Below are 18386 nucleotides of genomic sequence, written 5' to 3' on the forward strand. Positions count from 1 at the left end.
TTTCGCGTCACCCGCCCTGCGCGCGCAGGAGGAACCAGCGCTCCTCCCCCGGCTCGACGGTGAACCGCCGCTCCCCCGGCAGCGTGACCGGAAGGGGCACGGGTGACGAGACGGGCACGCGCACGCCCACTCGTCCGGGAAGCACCCTCAACCGCACTCCGCGGTGCCCGGCGCAACAGACGGTGAAGACGAACCGGGGAAGCTCACGCAGCGCCACCGGCTCGATCCGTAGTCCCCCGGGGCCTGTCTCAAGCCCGGTGATCCCGCGCTCGACCAGGTCGATCGTGCCGGCCATCGCCCCCAGGTGAATGCCCTCTCCGGTCGTTCCGCCCTGGACGTCCGCCACATCGGCGAGCAGTGCCTCCTCGCAGTAGCGCCAGGCGTCGTCCCCCTTCTCCCGGGCGAGGACCCAGCCGTGCACGAGGCTGCTGAGGGTCGAGCCGTGGCTGGTGCGCCGCAGGTGGTAGGCGACGGTGGAGCGCCAGATCTCGTCGTCCACCCGGTACCCGAGCCGGCTGAACAGCCCGGCCAGTTCCACGGGCCGGAACAGGTGACCCAGCATGAGAGTGTCGGCCTGCTTCGACGCCTGGTACCGGTTGACGCTGTCACCCTCGGCCTCCAGGATCCGGTCCAGGCGGCGGATGTCCCCGTACCGGTCGCGGTACGCCTGCCAGTCCAGCTCCGCCAGCTCCCCGTACCCCTCGAACTGGCTCACGACGCCGTGGTGGAAGGGCACATGGAGGCGGCGGGAGACGTCGTCCCAGCGATCGATCTCCCCGGCGTCGAGCGCGAGCCGCTCGCAGAGCTCCGCGCGGCGTGCGGCCGGGAGTTCGTCCAGCAGCTCCAGTCCGCGCGCCAGCACCCAGGCCGCGGTCACGTTCGTGTAGGCGTTGTCGTCGATGCCCGGGGCCGTCGCGTCGGGATACGCGTCGTGGTACTCGTCGGGGCCCACGACTCCGCGCAGGTGGTAGCGCCCCGCCACCGGGTCGAGGTCGGCGGCGCCCGCCCAGTACCGGGCGACCTCCAGGAGGATCTCCGCGCCCGGCCCGTGCAGGAATCCCCGGTCACCCGTCGCCCGTGCGTGGTGCCACACGTTGTGAGCGATGGCCGAGCCGACGTGACGCTGCAGCCTGGAGCGGTCGGGCAGCCAGCGCCCGGACCGTGGATTGAGGTGCAGCGCCTGCGTCTCCTCCCGGCCCGAACTCGCACTCTGCCAGGGGAACATGGCCCCCTTCCGACCGGCCTCGCGGGCTGCCGCGCGGGCGGCCGGGAGGCGGCGATGACGGTACATCAACAGGGCCCGGGCGACCTCGGGAAAGTGCAGGTCGAGGTGGGGCAGCACGAACAGCTCGTCCCAGAAGACGTGTCCGCGGTAGGCCTCTCCGTGCAGGCCGCGGGCCGGAACGCCGACATCGAGCTCCGCCGTGTGCGGGGACAGCGTCTGCAGCAGATGGAACTGGTGCACCCGCAGCACCAGCCCGGCCCGTCCCGGCACGTGCAACTCCCCCTCCTCCCACAGCCGTTCCCAGGCGGCACGGTGCGCGGCCAGCAACCGGGAGAAGGGCGGCGCACCGGTCGCGGCGTCGACGGCGAGGCCGAGCGGGTCACCGGCGGGACGGTCGAGCGAGCTGCGGAGCGCCAAAGTCTTCGTGACCCGCACGGGGTTGCCCCGGCGGATCGGCAGCAGAAGGCTCTGGACCGCGCCCTCGGATGTCGTGCGGGCCCGTCCTGGTCCGCTCTCCGATCCTGCCGGCCGATCGGTCTCCGGTTCGGTCTCCGTCCGGACGGCCAGGGCGATCGTGTGGCCCGGGTCGGCGGTGCGGCACGACAGATGAGCGATCCCCTCGGGCGTGAATCCGCTCTGCCGGTCGATGAGATGCCGGCTCTCCAGGTGCCGGTAGCGCTCGACGCCCGCATTGGTGACGCTGCCGTCCAGGACGGACTCCACCTCGATCGCGCCGCTCCAGCCGTAGGCGTGGAAGGTCGTGCGCTGGGCCGCGAGCGCGGGGGTTCCCATGTGCACGATGCGGACGTGCCCCACCCGGAGCCCGTGTCCTCGGTCGTCCTCGTAGTGGAGGTGCCGGCTCAGGACGCCTCGCCGCAGGTCGAGCCGCACGTCGTAGTGGCGCAGATGCGGCGAGTCGGGGGTGAGCCACTCGCCGGGCCGGTCGCCGTCGGGCAGGCACCGGTAGCGCAGCAGGGTCCAGTTCGGCAGGTTGACGAGGTCCTCGTTCTCGACGCGTTCACCGGCGACGCGGGACGTGAGCCGGTCGTAGCAGCCGGCGAGATAGGTGCCCGGGTAGTGGACCGGTCCCGCGGGACATTCGGGGGCCGAACCCCGCGTGGCGAATCGGCCGTTGCCCAGCGTGCAGAGCGCCTCCACCAGCCGCTCGTGCGCCGGGTCGTACGTGTCGTACCCCCAGGTCCAGCCTTCTGTCGCGGACGTCACGGGCGCACTCCCCACACGGCCGCCGACAGTTGTACGAGATCGGGGACGACGAGGTCCGCGCCCTCGGCCAGCAGGTCGGCGGAGGCGTGTCCGTCAGCGCTCCGGTCAAGGCCCACAACGAGACCGAATCCTCCCGCGCGCCCCGCACGGACCCCCGCGAGCGCGTCCTCGACGACCGCGCAGTTCACCACGGGGACGCCCATGACGTCGGCGGCACGCAGGAAGAGGGCGGGATCCGGCTTGCCGGCCAGACCGAGCCGGTCGGCGTCGGCTCCGTCGACGACGGTGGTGAGGAACCGGTCGAGCCCGGCCGCGTGGAGGAGGCCGCGTGCGTGCCGGGACGCCGACACCGCGGCACACGGCACGTCCAGGGAAGCCAGCGCGCCGAGGGCCCGGACGGCGTCCTCGAAGCGATGGACGGGCCGCGTGCGCAGGGCGTTCGTGAAGGCTTCCTCCTTGCGCGCGGCCACCGCCTGCACCGTGTCGCAGCCGGGCCCGTCCCCGGGGGCGCCGGGCGGCAGGCGGATGCCTCGGGCGGCCAGGAACGAAGCGGCTCCGTCGGTACGTGACTTGCCGTCGACGAACCTCCGGTAGTCGGCGTCGGCGTCGAACGGCCGCGACCGCGCGTCCCGGCAGGGCCACCGGGGGAGGCAGGTGTCGAACGCCTCTTTCCAGGCCGCTGCGTGCAGGGTGGCGGAGTCGATGAGGACACCGTCCGTGTCGAGGACGACGCCCGTCGGTGGCACGCCTCGGCGCGCCGTCATGCCTCGCCCGGCATCGAGGTGGCCGTGACCGCGGTGTGCTGCGGGCCGCCCAGGGCGACCTTGATGGCCCCGGTCTCCGCCGCCCGGCCGAAGACGTCGTACGCCTCCTCCATCTGCCCGAGCTCGAACCGGTGCGTGACCAGGTCCGCCGTCGGAAGCCGGCCGGCCGTCATCATGCTCAGCAGCATCGGGGTCGAGCACGTGTCGACCAGCCCCGTGGTGATGGTGACGTCCTTGATCCACAGGTCTTCCAGGTGCAGCGCCGCGGGCCTGCCGTGGACGCCGATGTTGGCGACACGGCCGCCCGGGCGGACCATCCGCGTGCACATCTCGAACGTCTCCGGGACACCCACCGCCTCCATGACCACATCGGCGCCCAGGCCCTCGGTCAGTTCGGCGACCAGTTCGTCCGGCCCTTCGTTCGCGCCGACGGTGACGTCCGCGCCCATCCGGCTCGCGGCCTCCAGACGGGACTTCGCCAGGTCCACGGCGATGACCCTGCCCGGGCTGTAGAGACCGGCGGTGCGGATCGCGGCGAGTCCGATGGGGCCGGCGCCGACCACGACGACGGTGTCGCCGGGGCGGACGCGGCCGTTGAGGACGCCGACCTCGTACGCGGTGGGGAAGATGTCCGCGAGAAGCACGGCGTCGAAGCTGTCCACCGCGTTCGACAGGGGGTGCACGGACAGGTCGGCGAAGGGGACGCGGACGTACTCGGCCTGGGTGCCGTCGATGAGGTGGCCCAGCACCCACCCGCCTCCGCCGCGGCACTGTCCGTAGCGCCGCTCGCGGCAGAACCGGCAGCGTCCGCAGCTGGACACGCAGGAGATCAGGACGCGATCCCCCGGACGGACGGTGCGGACGTCCGCGCCCGTCTCCACCACCGTGCCCACCGCCTCGTGGCCCAGGACCCGGCCGGGCTCCACCTCCGGCACATCACCCTTCACGATGTGCAGATCCGTTCCGCACAGGGTCACGGCGTCCACGCGGACGATCACGTCCCCCGCGTCCTCGAGCGCGGGATCCGGCACGTCCTGCCACGCGACCCTGCCGGCACCCTGGAACACAAGAGCCTTCATGACGATCGCCCTTCCGCACGGTCCGCGGGTCTCCTCCCACGGCGGTTCACCGTCCAGGCTGCTCCCGGCCCGGGAGACCGCGCTTGGGCCGGTCGGGCCACAGGACGGCCCCCTCGGGCCCTGCCCGGCGCCTCCGCGACGGACGAAGGTGGTGACAGGGCCGGCGCGTCCGGCCCCGCCACGAAGGAGGCCGGCCCATGTCCGAGGCATCCCCGCATCCCGCGCCCTCCGGGCCGCGCCCCGCGCTGCTCAGCTTTCTCGGCGGCGTGGGCACGGTCACCGGCAGCAAGTTCCTGGTGGAGAGCGATCACGCCCGACTGCTGCTCGACTGCGGGCTCTTCCAGGGCTACGCGGACCTGCGCCGACGCAACTGGGACCGGCTGGGGCGCGACGCCGCCGACATCCACGCCGTCGTCGTCACCCACGCTCACCTGGACCACTGCGGCTACCTCCCGCGGCTGGTCCGGCAGGGCTTTCGCGGTCCCGTCCTCACGACCCCCCACACGGCGCGGCTCGCCGGGATCGTGCTCCGCGACAGCGCCCGGCTGCAGATGGAGGCCGCCCGGCACGCCAACGAACACGGCTGGTCGAAGCACCACCCCGCCAAGCCGCTGTACGACGACACCGACGTCGACCGGACCCTGTCGTACTTCGACCCGGTCCCGGTCGGCGAGGACGTCGAGATCATGACGGGCACCCGCCTGACGCTCCACCACGGTGGCCACATCCTCGGCTCGGCATGGGCGCGCCTCACCCTGGAGGACGGTCACACCCTGGCCGTCTCCGGCGACCTGGGACGGCCCGGCCACCCTCTGCTGATGCCGCCCGAACCCTTCTCGGGGGCCGACACACTGCTCATGGAGTCGACCTACGGTGACCGGAAGCACGACCAGGAATCCGCCCGCTCCGCCTTCTCCGCGGTCGTCGAACGGACCGTGTCACGCGGTGGAACCGTCGTGATCCCCGCCTTCGCGATCGACCGGACCGAGGTCGTCCTGCACGAGCTGACCCGATTGCGCGACAGTGGCGTACTGCCCCGGTCGGTACCGGTCTACGTGGACAGCCCGATGGCCCTGGCCGCACTCGACGTCTACCGGGACGCCGTGCGCGAGCGCTCCCCCGAGCTGCGCCCCGAGATCCTCGACCGGGGCGAGGCCGCGTTGAGTCCGGCCCCGTTCCTCGCCGCGCGGACCGTCCAGGAGTCCATCGACATCAACAGCGCGCACGGCCCCGCTGTGATCGTCTCCTCGGCCGGCATGGCCACCGGGGGACGCGTCCTGCACCATCTGCACCGGCTGCTGCCCGATCCGCGCAACGCCGTGGTCGTCGTCGGTTTCGCCGCTGCCGGCACCCGGGCGCGCGATCTGGTGGACGGCGTCCGCGCGCTGAAGATGTTCGGCGAGTACGTGCCCGTACGCGCCGAGGTCGCCGACGTACCGCACTTCTCCGCGCACGCGGACGCGGTACAGATCGTCGACTGGCTGCGGGGCGCGCCCGCCCCGCACACCACCTATCTCGTGCACGGAGAGCCAATGGCGTCCGAGGCGCTCCGGGACCGCATCGACCACGAGCTGGGCTGGACGGCTGTCGTGCCCCGGTCCGGGGAGGCCGTCCTGGTCCGCTGAAGCACCTGCTTCTTCCGCTTCCTCCGAAGGAGACCGCCATGACCTCACACCCGCTGACCGTGGCCGACGTGATGACCGGGAAGGTCGTCGCCGTCCGGCCGGGCGCGGAGTTCAAGGAGATCGTCGAGACGATGGCGCGCTGGAAGGTGACCGCGCTGCCCGTCATCGAGGGCGAGGGCCGGGTCGTCGGGGTGGTGTCCGAGGCCGACCTGATCCTCAAAGAGGAGTTCCACGACCACCGTCTCGGTCTGATCGAGCAGTTGCGCAGGCCGGACGCCTCCGCCAAGGCGGGCTCCGACCGCGCCGCGGACCTCATGACCTCGCCCGCCGTCACCGTCGAGCCGCACGCCACGCTCCCGCAGGCCGCCCGCCTGATGGCGACCCGGCACGTCAAACGGCTGCCGGTCGTCGACACGCACGGGACGATCCAGGGCATCGTGAGCCGTTCCGACCTCCTCAAGGTCTTCCTCCGCCCCGACGCCGAAATCGCCGACGCGGTCCGCCACGACGTCGTCACACCCCTGTTCCCGCTCTCGCACGCCCGGATCGACGTCCGGGTCGAGGCGGGCGTCGTCACCCTGACGGGCACCGTCGGTGACGGCAGCCTCGTCCCGCTCGCGGAACGACTGGCCCGCGCGGTCGAGGGGGTCGTGGACGTACGGTGCCGGCTCACTGCCGGGAGCGACGCGTGAGCGGATCACCCGCGCGTGCGGCGCGCCTCGCACGGCGCAGCTCGTCCGTGCCCCAGACCAGCAGGGGGAAGGCCGCGATCAGCACCACGACGTCCCAGGGCAGGGCGGCCGTGCCGAAGATCTCCTGAAGCGGCGGCGTGTAGACGAGCGCGGCCGTGAAGACGAGCTCGAAGGCGATTCCCAGGAGCAGCAGGCGATTGGACAGCAGCCCGATGTCGCGCAGCGCCGCGTGGTCCGTCCTGGCCGCGAAGGCCGTGCCCACCTGGCAGGTGACGATGCCGGCGAACGTGGCCGTCGTGGCGGTCACATAGGCGTGGTGCAGGGGGCTTCCGGCCGAGGTGGCGTCTCCGGGCTGCCAGCCCGCACGCCACAGGACGTAGAAGAATCCGCTCAGGACGAGAACGGCGGACACCAGTCCGAGGTAGCCCCAGCTGCGGACGAGCATGTCCCGGGAGATCACGCTCTGGTGCTGTGGCCGGGGTGGCCGGCGCATGATGCCCGGCTCGGAGCGCTCCCTGCCCAGCGCGAGGGCGGGGAGGGTCTCCGTGCCCAGGTCGATGGCGAGGATCTGCAGCACGGTGAGCGGGAGCGGGACGGCGCCGGCCGACAGGGCGAACACGAGGAAGGGGACGATCTCCGGGGTCGCGTGGGCAAAGATGTAGACGATGAACTTGCGGACGTTGTCGTAGACACGGCGGCCGGACTCGATCGCCGTGACGATGGTGGCGAAGTCGTCGTCGGTCAGCACCATCGCGGCCGCCTCACGCGCCACGTCCGTGCCCGAGCGGCCCATGGCCACCCCGATGTGCGCACGGTGGAGGGCCGGCGCGTCGTTGACCCCGTCGCCCGTCATGGCGACGATCCGCCCGTGCGCCCGCAGCGTGTCGGCGACCTTCAGCTTGGTCTCGGGCGACGACCGGGCGAACACGATCTCGGCGTCGTCCTCCACCAGGAGCCGGTCCAGTTCGTCGTCGCGCAGGGACTCCGAGGCGCTGACGACCTCCAGCCGGGGTACCCCGATCCCGACCTCCCGCGCGATGGCCGCGGCGGTGGCCCCGTTGTCCCCCGTGACGACGTGCACGCGTACTCCGGCCTCGTGGCAGCGGCCGACGGCCTCCGCGACGCCGGTGCGCGGCGGGTCGTACAGGCCGATGAGCCCCAGTAGGGACAGTCCCGTCTCGGCCTCCTGCCGGCGGACCGGCAACGGCTCTCCCGCCGCCGGTTCGCGTGCCGCGACGGCCAGGACCCTGATGCCTCCCTCGGCCATCCGCTGGGTCGCCGAACGGGCCGCCTCCCGGTCCGGACCCGGCAGGACCGCGGCCAGTACGGCCTCGGGGGCGCCCTTGACCAGGATCCGCGGGCGTCCCGACGCCCGGTCCTCCTGCACGACGGACATCAGGCGCAGCCGCGGGTCGAAACGGAACAGCGCGCGCCGCTCGGCGTCGCGCCGGTCCAGGTCCACCGGGACCCCGTGGTCGGCGGCGCCCGCGACGAGCGCGGACTCCGTCGGATCGCCGTGCAGGTCGCCGTCCGCGTCCCTCGTCACGGTGGTGCACAGGGCTCCGGCGTGCACCAGTTCCCGCGCCCAGGGGCCCTCGTCCGTGCCGTGCCCGGCGGTCCAGAGTGTGTGCAGCCGCATGCGGTTGCGGGTGAGCGTGCCCGTCTTGTCCGTGCAGATGACGCTGGTCGATCCGAGGGTCTCGACGGCGCTGAGCCGCTTGACCAGGGCGCCCTGCCGTGCGAGCGCCCGAACCCCGACGGCGAGGGCGAGGGTGATGGTCGGCAGGAGCCCTTCGGGCACGTTGGCCACAAGGAGTCCGATGGCGAACATGAGGGAGTCGGTCAACGGAAGCCCGACGGCGACGCCGAGCACGAGGAAGACGGCTCCCATGCCCGTGGCGACTGCGGCGATCAGCCACGCCACCTTCTTGACCTGCCGCTCCAGCGGGCTCTCCTCGCGCCGGGTGCGCTGGCTGAGAGCCGCGATGCGTCCGAGTTCGGTGCGGTCCCCGGTGGCGAACACGACGGCGCGTCCCTGCCCTTCCACGCAGGTCGTGCCGCTGAACACGAGGTTCGGTTCGTCCAGCAGCGGTGCTCCGAGCAGCCCCGCCGCCTCGGTCCGTTCCGCCGGCACGGACTCCCCCGTGAGCATCGACAGATCGACCTCGAGCCCGCCCTCCGTGACCCGGGCGTCCGCGGGTACCTTGTCGCCCTCCTCCAGGACGATCACGTCTCCGGGCACGAGGTCGCGGGCCTCCACGGTGAGCGCGCGTCCGTCGCGTACCGCGAGGGCCCGTTCGGGGAGGTAGCGGGCCAGCGTCTCCACCGCCCGCTCGGCCTGCCGCTCCTGCAGCAGTGCGAACCCGGCGTTGACGACCACGACGGCGAGGATCGCCCAGCCGAGCACCGCGAGGTCGGCGACGAACGCCAGCACGGCGGCGGCCCACAGCAGGAGGGCGAGGGGGTGGACGAGCTGGGCCGCCAGCTCCCCCGGGAAGGAGGCGCGGGCCTTGCGGCGCACCTCGTTCGGGCCGTGGACGGCCAGACGGCGGGCCGCCTCACGCGCGGACAACCCGTCCGGGCCCGTGGCGAGTTCACGGCGGAGCCGGGCGAGCGGTTCGCTGGGATCGAAGGTGAGTTCCCCGGACGGGGGCCGTACGCCGCTGTCCTCGTCCCCCGACGGGTCCTTGACCGCGTGGTTACGCCTGTGGTCAGTCATCGTCCGCCCCGAGCCCCATGTCCTGCCGGAACCGGCGCGACCACACGGGCTCCCATCTCGCCCACTCCCGTTCGAGGGCGGCGGGGTCATGGCGCTCTCCGGCCCGTCCGGTAGCGAGACGGGCTGCGACCCGGGCCACCAGCCAGACGACGCCGATCGTGCTCACGGCCCTGACCAGTGCGGTCGCGACCGTCCCGGCCCCCACCGTGCGCCACTGGTCGACGTTCATCGCTTGTCTCCGGGTCGAGGGGCGGCAGGTGCCCCGGACGGCTCAGCCCGCGCTGTCGAGCTCCGTGCCGATGTGATGGGCCCACTCCTGGATGCGGGCGGAGTTCCTGAAGTCACCGCCCTTGCCGTGGCGGATCAGCGACCGGGCCATGAAGCCCGTGTCGTCCGCCGTCAGGGCGCCGCCGAAGGTCATGTGCTCGCGGGCCCCCAGGTTCCTCATCCGACGGGCGACCCCGCGCACCGGCGGGATGTCGTGCTGCTCGGCCGAACTGTCGACGGGGCCGCTGCTGAACAGCCACACCGGGCGATGCCGGAGCTGCTCCGCGTTGCGGCGCGCGCACCCGCGGGCCTTGCCGTCCCAGCGTCCCGCGTACAGGGCTCCGCCGAGGACGACCCCGTCGTAGCCGCTCACGTCGGTGACCGTGTCGGCCGGCTCCACGACGGCTTCGAACCCGTCGTCCCGCAAGGTCCGGCCGATCTCGTCGGCGATCCCCGCGGTGGCCCCGTGCTTGCTTCCGTAGGCGACCAGGACACGTTTCGACGTCATGACGCACCTCCTCGTGCACGGTTCGTGCACCGTTCTCGTTTCAGGTCGACGCCGTCTCCACCCTCCCGCCGTCCTCGCGCCGAACGCAGTGCCCAAGGGGGTGGACGACGGGGCCGAACGGCCCCGACCGCCGGGGTGCCGACCGGCCCACCGCCCGCCGTTCCGCGCCGCCGGCCCGTGCTCGCGGCGGTATGGGCCGGTCGGCCTCCGTCTTTGCCTCTCCGGCCCTCGGCACGCCGGCGGCCCGGGTATCACCCTGGAGGCCTGGACGGACACGGCCGAGGAGGCAGCGATGACGGCTCAGGTCACCGTAGGAGTGGACGGCTCCGCCGAGAGCCTGGCCGCCGCCCGCTGGGCGGCGCGCGAGGCAGTGGTGCGCGAAGTACCGCTGCGGCTGGTGTGCGTGGAGGAGTGGCCGGGCACCCCCGAGATGCCGCTCCCGTACGCGCGGACCGTCGCCGAGCGGACGGACGTCCTGCTGCGGGACGAGGCGGCGCGGGCCCGGCGCAGGCATCCCGGTCTCGAGGTGTTCACCGAACAGGCACGCGGTCGTGCCGCCGAGGAGCTGAGAGCCGCGGCGGACGAAGCGGACCTGATGGTGCTGGGATCGCGCGGGCTCGGAAGTGTCTCCGGCTTCGTCATCGGCTCCGTGTCGCTCGCGGTCGCCGGCACGGCCCGCCGGCCTGTCGTCCTGGTGCGGGCGGACGGTGACGCGTCGGCAGCTCCCTCCGGCCGGATCGTGGTGGGCCTCGACATGTACGACCCGTGTGAGGACCTCCTGGCCTTCTCCTTCGCCGAAGCCGCACGCCGGAAATCCTCGCTCGGCTTCCTCCATTCCTGGACGCTGCCGGCCTACTACGGGGCCGGAGCGGTCCTGGACCCGAGGATCGCGGCGGAGGTCAAGGTCGACCTCGAAGGCCGCCTCGACGAACTGCTGGCGCCGTGGCGCGAGCGGTTCCCGGACGTGAAGGCCACTGCCGTCGCGGTCGAGGGGCCCGTCGCGGATCAGCTGATCGACGCGTCGCGGGACGCGGAGCTCGTGATCGTGGGACGCCGCTCCCGCAAGCTGCCCGTCGGCCCGCGCCTCGGCCACGTCGCCCACGCGCTCATCCACCACAGCCCCGTCCCGGTCGCCGTCGTGCCCTTCGAGTGACCGGGCGGACCGACCGCACCGCAGGAGGGCCGCCCATGCCCCCGGCGGCCCCGCAGGATGTCCCCTCCGTCCCCGAGCGCACGCGGCTCAGGTTCCTGAGTGCCGCGGGGGCCGGGTCGCGCCTCCATTCCCTCCGCGGTGCGCATCGCCGGATCCGGCGACGGAGTGGTGGCCGTGCGGTGCGAACTCTCCGTCCCTGACGAGGCGTGAGCGCTCGCCACCGCTTCGTCCGGAGGACGTCCTCAGGTGACGGCCGCGTCACTCCGCGACGCGGACCGCGCGCGCCGGACGGATGGCGGCCGCGCGTCGGGCCGGACCCAGAGTGGCCAGAAGCGATGCGGCGAAGGTGGCTGCCGCCAGGACGCCGATGCTGGTCCACTCGACGGGGAATCCGCCGTCGAGGCCCTCGAAGGCCGCGCTGTTGCGGTACATCAGCCAGGTGGTGAGGACGCCGAGCAGGGAGCCCAGGACGATCCCCTCCGCCGCGACGAAGGCGCTCTCCCAGAGGAAGGAACGGCGAACCGTTCTCGCCTGGAAGCCGAGGGCGCGCAGGATGCCGATGGTGCGGCGCCGTTCGCGCACGGCCCGGACCATGACGACGCCGAGACCGGTGACGCCCACTCCCAGGCCCAGGGCGAGGAAGCCCTGCATCAGCCGGAAGAACGCGGTGCTCGAATCGAACTGGTGGCGGATGTCCGACTCGATGGGCGTGGCGACCAGGCTGGACGCGAGCTGCTCGCCCTGCAGCCGGGCCGCGAGGGCCTCGGGGTTCGTTCCGGGGCGGGTACCGACGAGCGCGGAGGCGTTCTGGGCCTGGTCGCCGAAGAGCTCGCGCATGCCCCGCTCGCCCATCACCACGGGGTAGGTGGTCGAACTCGCGCCCGTGCCGGGGTAGAAGACCATCCCGTTGCTGAGCACCCCCGCGATGATCTTCCGCTCGCCCCGGCCGGTGCGCGGGTCGGTGACCGTGAGGGTGTCTCCGGGGTCGTAGTAGTCGCCGGCCGGGCCTCCGGTACTGCCGAAGAAGCCGTCCAGGACGACATAGCTCGGATCGGCGGCCAGCGCGCGCCAGACGGCCGGATCGTCCGCCAGCCCGGGCAGCCGTTCGCGGAAGGTGATGCCGGTGATCGCGCCGTCCGGTACTCCGACGGCGGCGATGTCCAGTGGCTGGTGGCCACGACGGCCGGGGTCGGTGGCCCGGCCGGTGGCGTTGAGCAGCGGTGCGACGGTGGAGATGTCCGCAGCCGAAGGACCGTTGCGCAGCTCGTCGACGAGCCGGTCACCCGCGACCTGGGGGTTGTAGTCGAGCCGCAGGGAGTAGCCGGCGGTGGCGTCGGCGACCACCCCGTCGACGCCGGCCCGCAGGATGCCGGAGATCTCGGTGAGCAGGACGAGGACGAACACGATCAGCGTGTACATCACGAGCGTGGCACCCGTGCGGAAGCGCTTCGCCAGCGGGTAGGCGACGGCGAGACGCGCCGCGAGGCCCGCCTGCGAGGGTCGTTCGAGGAGCCGTCGCAGCGGGCGAAGCAGCACCGTCTGGTTGTCGCTGACGAGCACGACCGCCGAGAACGCGGCGAGGGCGCCCTGGATGACGTACACCGACATGGACGGGGTGTCGAAGATCCGGGGCCGCAGCACCGGCGCCAGGAGCGTCCAGGCGAGGACGGCGCCCGCGACGAGTGAGGTGACGGCGTGCCGGGACATCACCCGTGTCAGGGCGGGGGCGGCGAACGCGAGCGCGAGAGCCGGCATGAGGTAGGTGGCCTCGGCCTGGCTGCCGGCGATCGCGGGGACGGCGGCGAGTGCGCACAGGGCCGACAGGACGGTGCACACGACGAGCAGCCGGTGGCGGGGGCGGCCTGCGGTCGAGGAGGGCAGATCGCGGATCGCGGCGATGATGTTGAAGCGGCTGATCCGCACACTGGTGGCGAGGATCGCGGCGAACGCGATGAGCAGGCCCATGGCCACGCCGTTCAGGATGCTGGTGGGCGTCACGGCGAAAGCGATCCGCAGGCTGCTGCCGCCGACCGACCAGCCGCTGAAGATCTGCGCGGCCACGACCGCGACGGCCCAGCCGACGGCCACTCCGATGCCCACGCCCGGCAGGGCCGACAGCAGCGCGTACGCCGTCCCTTCGAGGGTGAAGGAGCCGACCAGACGCGAGCGCTTCATACCGATCGCCCGCACCATGCCCATCTGGGCCTTCCGCTCCTCTCCGAGCATGACGAAGATGTTCACGAGCAGCAGGGCACCCGCGATGATGCTGAAGCTGCCGATCATCAGGAAGAGCGCGCCGAGCGAGTCGCCGGCCTTCTCCGCGTCCCGCAGCACCGTGTGCTTCGGGGTGTCGATCGCCGCCCGGTCGGCGACCGGTCCCAGGGCCGCGCGGATGTCTGCGGTCGCCTTCGCGGTCAGGGCGTCGCCGCCCTCGACGCCACCCCGGTTGGACACGAAGGTGACGGACCGTGGCTCCGTCCCGGCGGTCCGCGCGGCGTCGTCGAGCGTGCCCGGCGCGAGGAACGCGTCACGGTTCAGCCTCCCGCCCAGGCCCACTCCCGCGAGGCCCCGCTCGGGCACCACGCGGTCGACACGGAAGGTGTGCGGGGTGCCGAACAGGTAGAGCGTGACGGGGTCTTTGGCCGCCACACGCAGGGAGTGGGCCAGCGGCGCGTTGAGCACGACCTGGCCGGGCTTCGGGTTCGGTCCGGCGAGACCGGAGTTCCCGTTCGGCGCGCCGAAGCGGTCGGCCTCGTCGAAATCCACCTGCCAGGCCAGGACCCGTGGCTCCGCGACCGTTCGGCTCCCGGTACGGCTGACGCCCGACGCCTGGGTGACCCGGGCGTTCAGTACGCCGTCGATGTCGGGGTCGCCCTTCAGCGCGGCCAGCCGTTCGGCGACGGCGCGTCCGGCCGGACCCGGTGGCGCGACCACACGCTCGTCCACGGGTCCCAGCGTCCGGTACGCCTCCTGGCGCACCGAGAAGTTCAGGGTGTCACCGACGACGAGAGCCCCGATGATGATGGCCGTTCCGAGCACCGAGCCCCCGGTCACCAGCGCGGCTTCGGTGCGCCGGCGGGCGATCTGGCGGAAGGCCAGACGGCGCGACACCGGTTGCCGGACGGCGACGAGTCCGAGGACCACGAGGGCGAGCGCGAGGACGACGAGCAGCGGGGCCAGGAGGTCCGGATACATCACCGGCCCCCGGAGACATCGGTGACCCGGGCACGCTCCGGCACGTGCTGGTGCAGGTCCTCCACCAGCCGGCCGTCACGCATCCTGATCAGGCGCGGGACCCGCGCGCCGATGGCGGCGTCGTGGGTGACCAGGACGATCGTCTGGCCCTCCTCGCGGTTGAGGTCGCACAGCAGGTCCATGACCTGGTCGGCCATCGCGGTGTCGAGGTTGCCCGTCGGTTCGTCCGCCCACACGATCGCCGGCCTGCCGACCAGCGCGCGGGCGATGGTCACCCGCTGCTGTTCACCGCCGGACAGTTCGCTGGGCCGGTGCTCGACGCGGTGGCCGAGGCCGACCCGGTCCAGCGTGGCGAGCGCCCTGTGACGGGCCTCGCGGGGCCGGGTGCCCACGAGCAGCAACGGCAGCTCGACGTTCTCGGCCGCCGAGAAGACCGGGATGAGGTTGAACGACTGGAAGACGAAGCCCATCGTGCGAGCGCGGTGCTCGGTGCGCGCCGCGTCCGACATCGCGAAGAGGTCGTGCCCGTCGATCTCGACCCGGCCGGCGTCGATGTCGTCCAGGCCCGACAGGCAGTTGAGCAAGGTGGTCTTGCCGGACCCGGACGGGCCCATGACACCCACGAGTTCGCCGTGGCGGACGGTCAGGTCGAGGCCGTCCAGTGCCGTGACCGCCACCGATCCCGCCCGGTAGATCTTGCGGACTCCCGAGGCGACCAGAAGGGGCGTGTGACTGTTCATGCTTCCCTCCGATCCCCGGGGCGGGCCGAGGGCAACGGCCGCCCGCGCCATCGCTGGGGACGATCGGCCCCTGGGCAGCCAAGGGCTGGATCACAGCCGAAGGGGCGCAGCCCGCGTCCTCCCGTCCTCGCTCCGCCCCGTGGGTGTCCTCAGGAGTGTGCCCATGGCCGTACGCGTCGCGGCACAGTGGCGCCGCCGCCGGCCCGCACAGCCTCCACCACCGCCTGGTGCAGATCCCGGCTGTCCTCCTGAGACGGGCACGGCACCGGGCTGCCGGTCAGGGTGTGCCAATCGGAGGTGCCCGTGTACTGGATCTTGACCTCGGCCTGGGTGCCGTCCCAGGTGGTCCGCACACTCAGGTCACCGCTGACGATCCCGGCCTCGTCGGTGCGGGCGCCTCCCTGCCCGGTGAAAACGCCCCTCGTCGTCCAAGATGTCTGGTCCATGACGCCCTCGGCCTCGCTTCCTGAAAGCCGTACCGGCAGGTCCCGCTCCTGTGTCGCCGCGGAACCGGCCTCCTCGCTGCTCTGGTCCTCATCGTGACCTGGGCGACCACTGCGGGGCGCGTGCCATCCGGCCCACCCTGGGGAGGCCGGACGGCCCCTGCCGGAGCGAGACCGGGCCGGGGCAAGCCCTCATGGGGCCTCGGAACCCCCGGCGCCGGCAGGGCGGGCGGGTGTCATGTGGTCGGTGAACCAGTCACGGGCCAGACCGGTGACCCGGTCCAGAGCACCGGGCTCCTCGAAGAGGTGCGTCGCGCCGGGGACGACCGCGAGCGCGCTCTCACAGCGCAGTCGTGCCCGCGCCTCCCGGTTGAGGGCGAGAACGTGCCGGTCGTGTCCCCCGACGATCAGCAGCGTGGGTGCCTTCACGTCCGGCAGGCGTGGCCCGGCCAGGTCGGGCCTGCCGCCCCGCGAGACGACCGCGGCCACCCGGGCGCCGGGCTCGGCGGCCGCCCACAGTGCGGCACCCGCACCGGTGCTGGCGCCGAAGTACCCGACGGGGCGTCCTTCGGCTTCGGGTTGCCGGCGCAGCCAGTCGGTCGCTCCCGCGAGCCGCCGGGCGAGCAGACCGGTGTCGAAGACGTTGGCCCGGTCGGCCTCCTCCTCATCGGTCAGGAGGTCGAACAGCAGCGTGCCCATCCCCGCGGTGTTGAGTCCGGCCGCGACGAGACGATTGCGCGGACTGCGCCGGCCGCTGCCGCTCCCGTGCGCGAACATGACGATTCCGCTCGCGCCCGCGGGCACCGTCAACCGGCCGCGCAGCAGCACGGATTCAGCGTGCACGTCCGTCTCCCGGTCCGCCGGGCCGGCAGGACGCGGATCGCTCGCCGCGGCATCGGTCCTCTGCTCCCCCGCGTCCGCCAGACACGCGACCACCTCCTCGTCCTCCGTCTGGGAGAAGTCGTCGTAGAACTGCCCGACGGCATCGAAGTCCTGCGGGGCGTACAGGCAGACGTAGTCATCGGCGTCCTCACCCAGCCGAGCCGTCCAGTCGCGCGGTGCCACAGGGACCGCCAGAACGATCCGCGCCGCCCCTCCGGCACGGGCGATCCGGCACGCCGCACGCGCCGTCGACCCCGTGGCCACCCCGTCGTCGACCACCAGCACGGTACGGCCGTCCACCGACATGGGCGGGCGCCCGCCCCGGTAGCGCCGGGCCCGCCGCTCCAGCACCTGCCGCTCGCGCGCCTCGACCCGGCCCAGCTCGTCGGCCGTGACCCGCGCGCCGCGCACCACCTGCTCGTTGATCACGCGGACGCCGCCCTCGCCGATCGCCCCCATGCCCAGCTCCGGCTGGAACGGCACCCCCAGCTTGCGGACCAGGCAGACGTCGAGCGGCGCGCCCAGCGCGCGGGCGACCTCGGCGGCCACCGGAACCCCGCCACGTGGCAACCCCAGCACCAGCACGTCGGCGCCCTGCAGATGACCCAGCCGGGCGGCCAGCTGCCGGCCGGCGTCACGACGATCCATGAAGAACACGATCCGGCCTCCTCCCGTGAGCAGACCCACGGGGAACGGAGATGTCCCCACCTCCATCCTCGCTCCATCGACGGAACGCACGCCTCCGCCCCGGCACCTCCACCTCGCCCGGTCACGAGGCACTAGGCTTCCGGCCGCACATGTGCAGGGGGCACGGAGGGGGCGGACATGGTTCAGTTGGAGAAGAGGCCGGAGCGGGCCGGACCCACGTACCGGCGCAGCGTGTGGACCACGCTCACGGGCTGGGGCATGCTGGTCAGCGCCATGGGCGCGGTGGGCTGTGCGCTGTGGGGCGTCAGCCCGTATCCGCCGCTGGTCGTCGAGGCGGTTCTGACCGCGCTGAGCATGGCCTTCGCCGTCGCCTGGATCGTGGTGTCCCGCCGCGCCGGGTTGCCGCCGACCGGCGGGCGCGGGCCGGTGTGGCTGGTCGCCTGGCTGGTGCCGCTCGCCACGCTGGTCTGCTTCGACCTCGGGTTCATGGTGTCGCCGGAGTACGGGCGGGAGACCGCGCGCCTGGAGGCGGCCCGGTTCGAGCGCTACACCGTCCCGATCGCGCGGCTCGCCGGAAAACCGGTCCGCGGAGACTACGCGTCCGACGAGCCCGTGTACTTCGAGACCGACCTCGTCCTGCGCCTCTCGTACGACAACGGTCCACGCGAGGTGACCGTGCCGAGCATGTACACCCGCTACCACCCGCCGAAGGCCGGCGCGAGCATCGACGTGTACTACGCGCCCGGCGACCCACGCCCCGACTCGCCGGTACTGGAGGACGGCCGCCGTTGGGGCACGGGGGTGATCGGCACCCGGCTGCTCATCCTCACGATCTTCCCCGTCCTGTTCGCCGGGTCGCTCCTGACGGGTGTCCTCTCCCACGAATTGCCGGGCGCGGCACGCCGCTACCGCCCATCCGTGCACCTGCCCGCCTTCGGCATCCTCGCCCTCGGCCTGCTCCTCCTGCTGCCGACCGCCCTGGGTTGGGGAACCGGCACCGCGACCCACACGGCGGCCTTTCTGGCCTGCGTGACGCCGGGTGCCGCGCTGGCGTGGGTGTGCCGGTCCGCCTGACCCACGCGCCGGGCGATCCCCTGCATGACCGTCACCTCGACTGCTTGACGGGTCATCAGCGGAGGAAATCGGTTGCGGTGCGACACCCGCTCACCCTGGTAGAGCGATCATCTTGAGGCGTCCGGACTGTCGACGCGAACGCGCTCGG

General features: G+C 72.8%; 14 protein-coding genes. 4 read left to right on the forward strand and 10 right to left on the reverse strand.

Going from position 1 to position 18386, the window contains the following annotated elements; all coding sequences use genetic code 11:
* Positions 1-7: 7 nt before the first annotated feature.
* The 3 genes from IAG42_RS00930 to IAG42_RS00940 are packed head-to-tail and all read right to left on the reverse strand — an operon-like array spanning position 8 to position 4292.
* Complete coding sequence (locus tag IAG42_RS00930) at positions 8-2449, reverse strand: glycoside hydrolase family 65 protein (protein WP_188335065.1); 2442 nt, start codon at positions 2447-2449, stop codon at positions 8-10.
* Entirely contained in the window at positions 2446-3213 is a 768-nt protein-coding gene (locus tag IAG42_RS00935) for an HAD family hydrolase (protein WP_188335066.1), read from the reverse strand. The genes IAG42_RS00930 and IAG42_RS00935 overlap by 4 nt, the downstream gene beginning before the upstream one ends.
* Complete coding sequence (locus tag IAG42_RS00940) at positions 3210-4292, reverse strand: zinc-dependent alcohol dehydrogenase family protein (protein ID WP_188335067.1); 1083 nt, start codon at positions 4290-4292, stop codon at positions 3210-3212. Before IAG42_RS00940 ends, IAG42_RS00935 begins: the two co-directional genes overlap by 4 nt.
* Positions 4293-4489: 197 nt before the next feature.
* On the opposite strand from IAG42_RS00940, the gene IAG42_RS00945 reads away from it, so the two are divergent.
* Together IAG42_RS00945 and IAG42_RS00950 are read left to right on the forward strand one after the other, a co-directional pair.
* The gene (locus tag IAG42_RS00945) at positions 4490-5917 is read left to right on the forward strand and encodes an MBL fold metallo-hydrolase RNA specificity domain-containing protein (RefSeq protein WP_188335068.1); all 1428 of its coding nucleotides are present in this window, start codon (positions 4490-4492) and stop codon (positions 5915-5917) included.
* Between the two features lie 38 nt (positions 5918-5955).
* Positions 5956-6609, forward strand: a complete 654-nt coding sequence (locus IAG42_RS00950; RefSeq protein ID WP_188335069.1) for a CBS domain-containing protein — start codon at positions 5956-5958, stop codon at positions 6607-6609.
* Here IAG42_RS00950 and IAG42_RS00955 read toward each other — a convergent pair.
* From IAG42_RS00955 to IAG42_RS00965, 3 genes are read right to left on the reverse strand one after another with little or no spacing between them, the layout of a single operon-like run.
* A complete protein-coding gene (locus IAG42_RS00955) occupies positions 6587-9328 on the reverse strand; it encodes a cation-translocating P-type ATPase (protein ID WP_188335070.1) in 2742 nt (913 codons plus the stop codon). The genes IAG42_RS00950 and IAG42_RS00955 overlap by 23 nt on opposite strands.
* On the reverse strand, positions 9321-9557 hold the full coding sequence (locus tag IAG42_RS00960) for a hypothetical protein (protein ID WP_188335071.1): 237 nt from the start codon (positions 9555-9557) through the stop codon (positions 9321-9323). The genes IAG42_RS00955 and IAG42_RS00960 overlap by 8 nt, the downstream gene beginning before the upstream one ends.
* A gap of 42 nt (positions 9558-9599) precedes the next feature.
* A complete protein-coding gene (locus IAG42_RS00965) occupies positions 9600-10103 on the reverse strand; it encodes a flavodoxin domain-containing protein (protein ID WP_188335072.1) in 504 nt (167 codons plus the stop codon).
* 292 nt (positions 10104-10395) lie between these two features.
* Between IAG42_RS00965 and IAG42_RS00970 the strand changes: the two genes are divergently transcribed.
* A complete protein-coding gene (locus tag IAG42_RS00970) occupies positions 10396-11256 on the forward strand; it encodes a universal stress protein (protein WP_188335073.1) in 861 nt (286 codons plus the stop codon).
* A gap of 258 nt (positions 11257-11514) precedes the next feature.
* Here IAG42_RS00970 and IAG42_RS00975 read toward each other — a convergent pair whose 3' ends face one another.
* The 4 genes from IAG42_RS00975 to IAG42_RS00990 form a co-directional block, all read right to left on the reverse strand.
* On the reverse strand, positions 11515-14451 hold the full coding sequence (locus IAG42_RS00975) for an ABC transporter permease (RefSeq protein WP_188335074.1): 2937 nt from the start codon (positions 14449-14451) through the stop codon (positions 11515-11517).
* Positions 14451-15191, reverse strand: a complete 741-nt coding sequence (locus IAG42_RS00980) for an ABC transporter ATP-binding protein (protein WP_188335075.1) — start codon at positions 15189-15191, stop codon at positions 14451-14453. The genes IAG42_RS00975 and IAG42_RS00980 overlap by 1 nt, the downstream gene beginning before the upstream one ends.
* 149 nt (positions 15192-15340) lie before the next feature.
* Entirely contained in the window at positions 15341-15637 is a 297-nt protein-coding gene (locus IAG42_RS00985) for a hypothetical protein (protein ID WP_188335076.1), read from the reverse strand.
* 189 nt (positions 15638-15826) lie between these two features.
* Positions 15827-17173: a phosphoribosyltransferase family protein gene (locus IAG42_RS00990; protein ID WP_188335077.1), complete on the reverse strand. Its 1347-nt coding sequence runs from the start codon at positions 17171-17173 to the stop codon at positions 15827-15829.
* Between the two features lie 168 nt (positions 17174-17341).
* On the opposite strand from IAG42_RS00990, the gene IAG42_RS00995 reads away from it, so the two are divergent.
* A complete protein-coding gene (locus IAG42_RS00995) occupies positions 17342-18238 on the forward strand; it encodes a hypothetical protein (protein ID WP_188335078.1) in 897 nt (298 codons plus the stop codon).
* The last annotated feature ends 148 nt before the right edge of the window (positions 18239-18386 follow it).

This window comes from Streptomyces xanthii (assembly GCF_014621695.1).
GTDB classification, from domain to species: Bacteria; Actinomycetota; Actinomycetes; order Streptomycetales; family Streptomycetaceae; genus Streptomyces; species Streptomyces xanthii.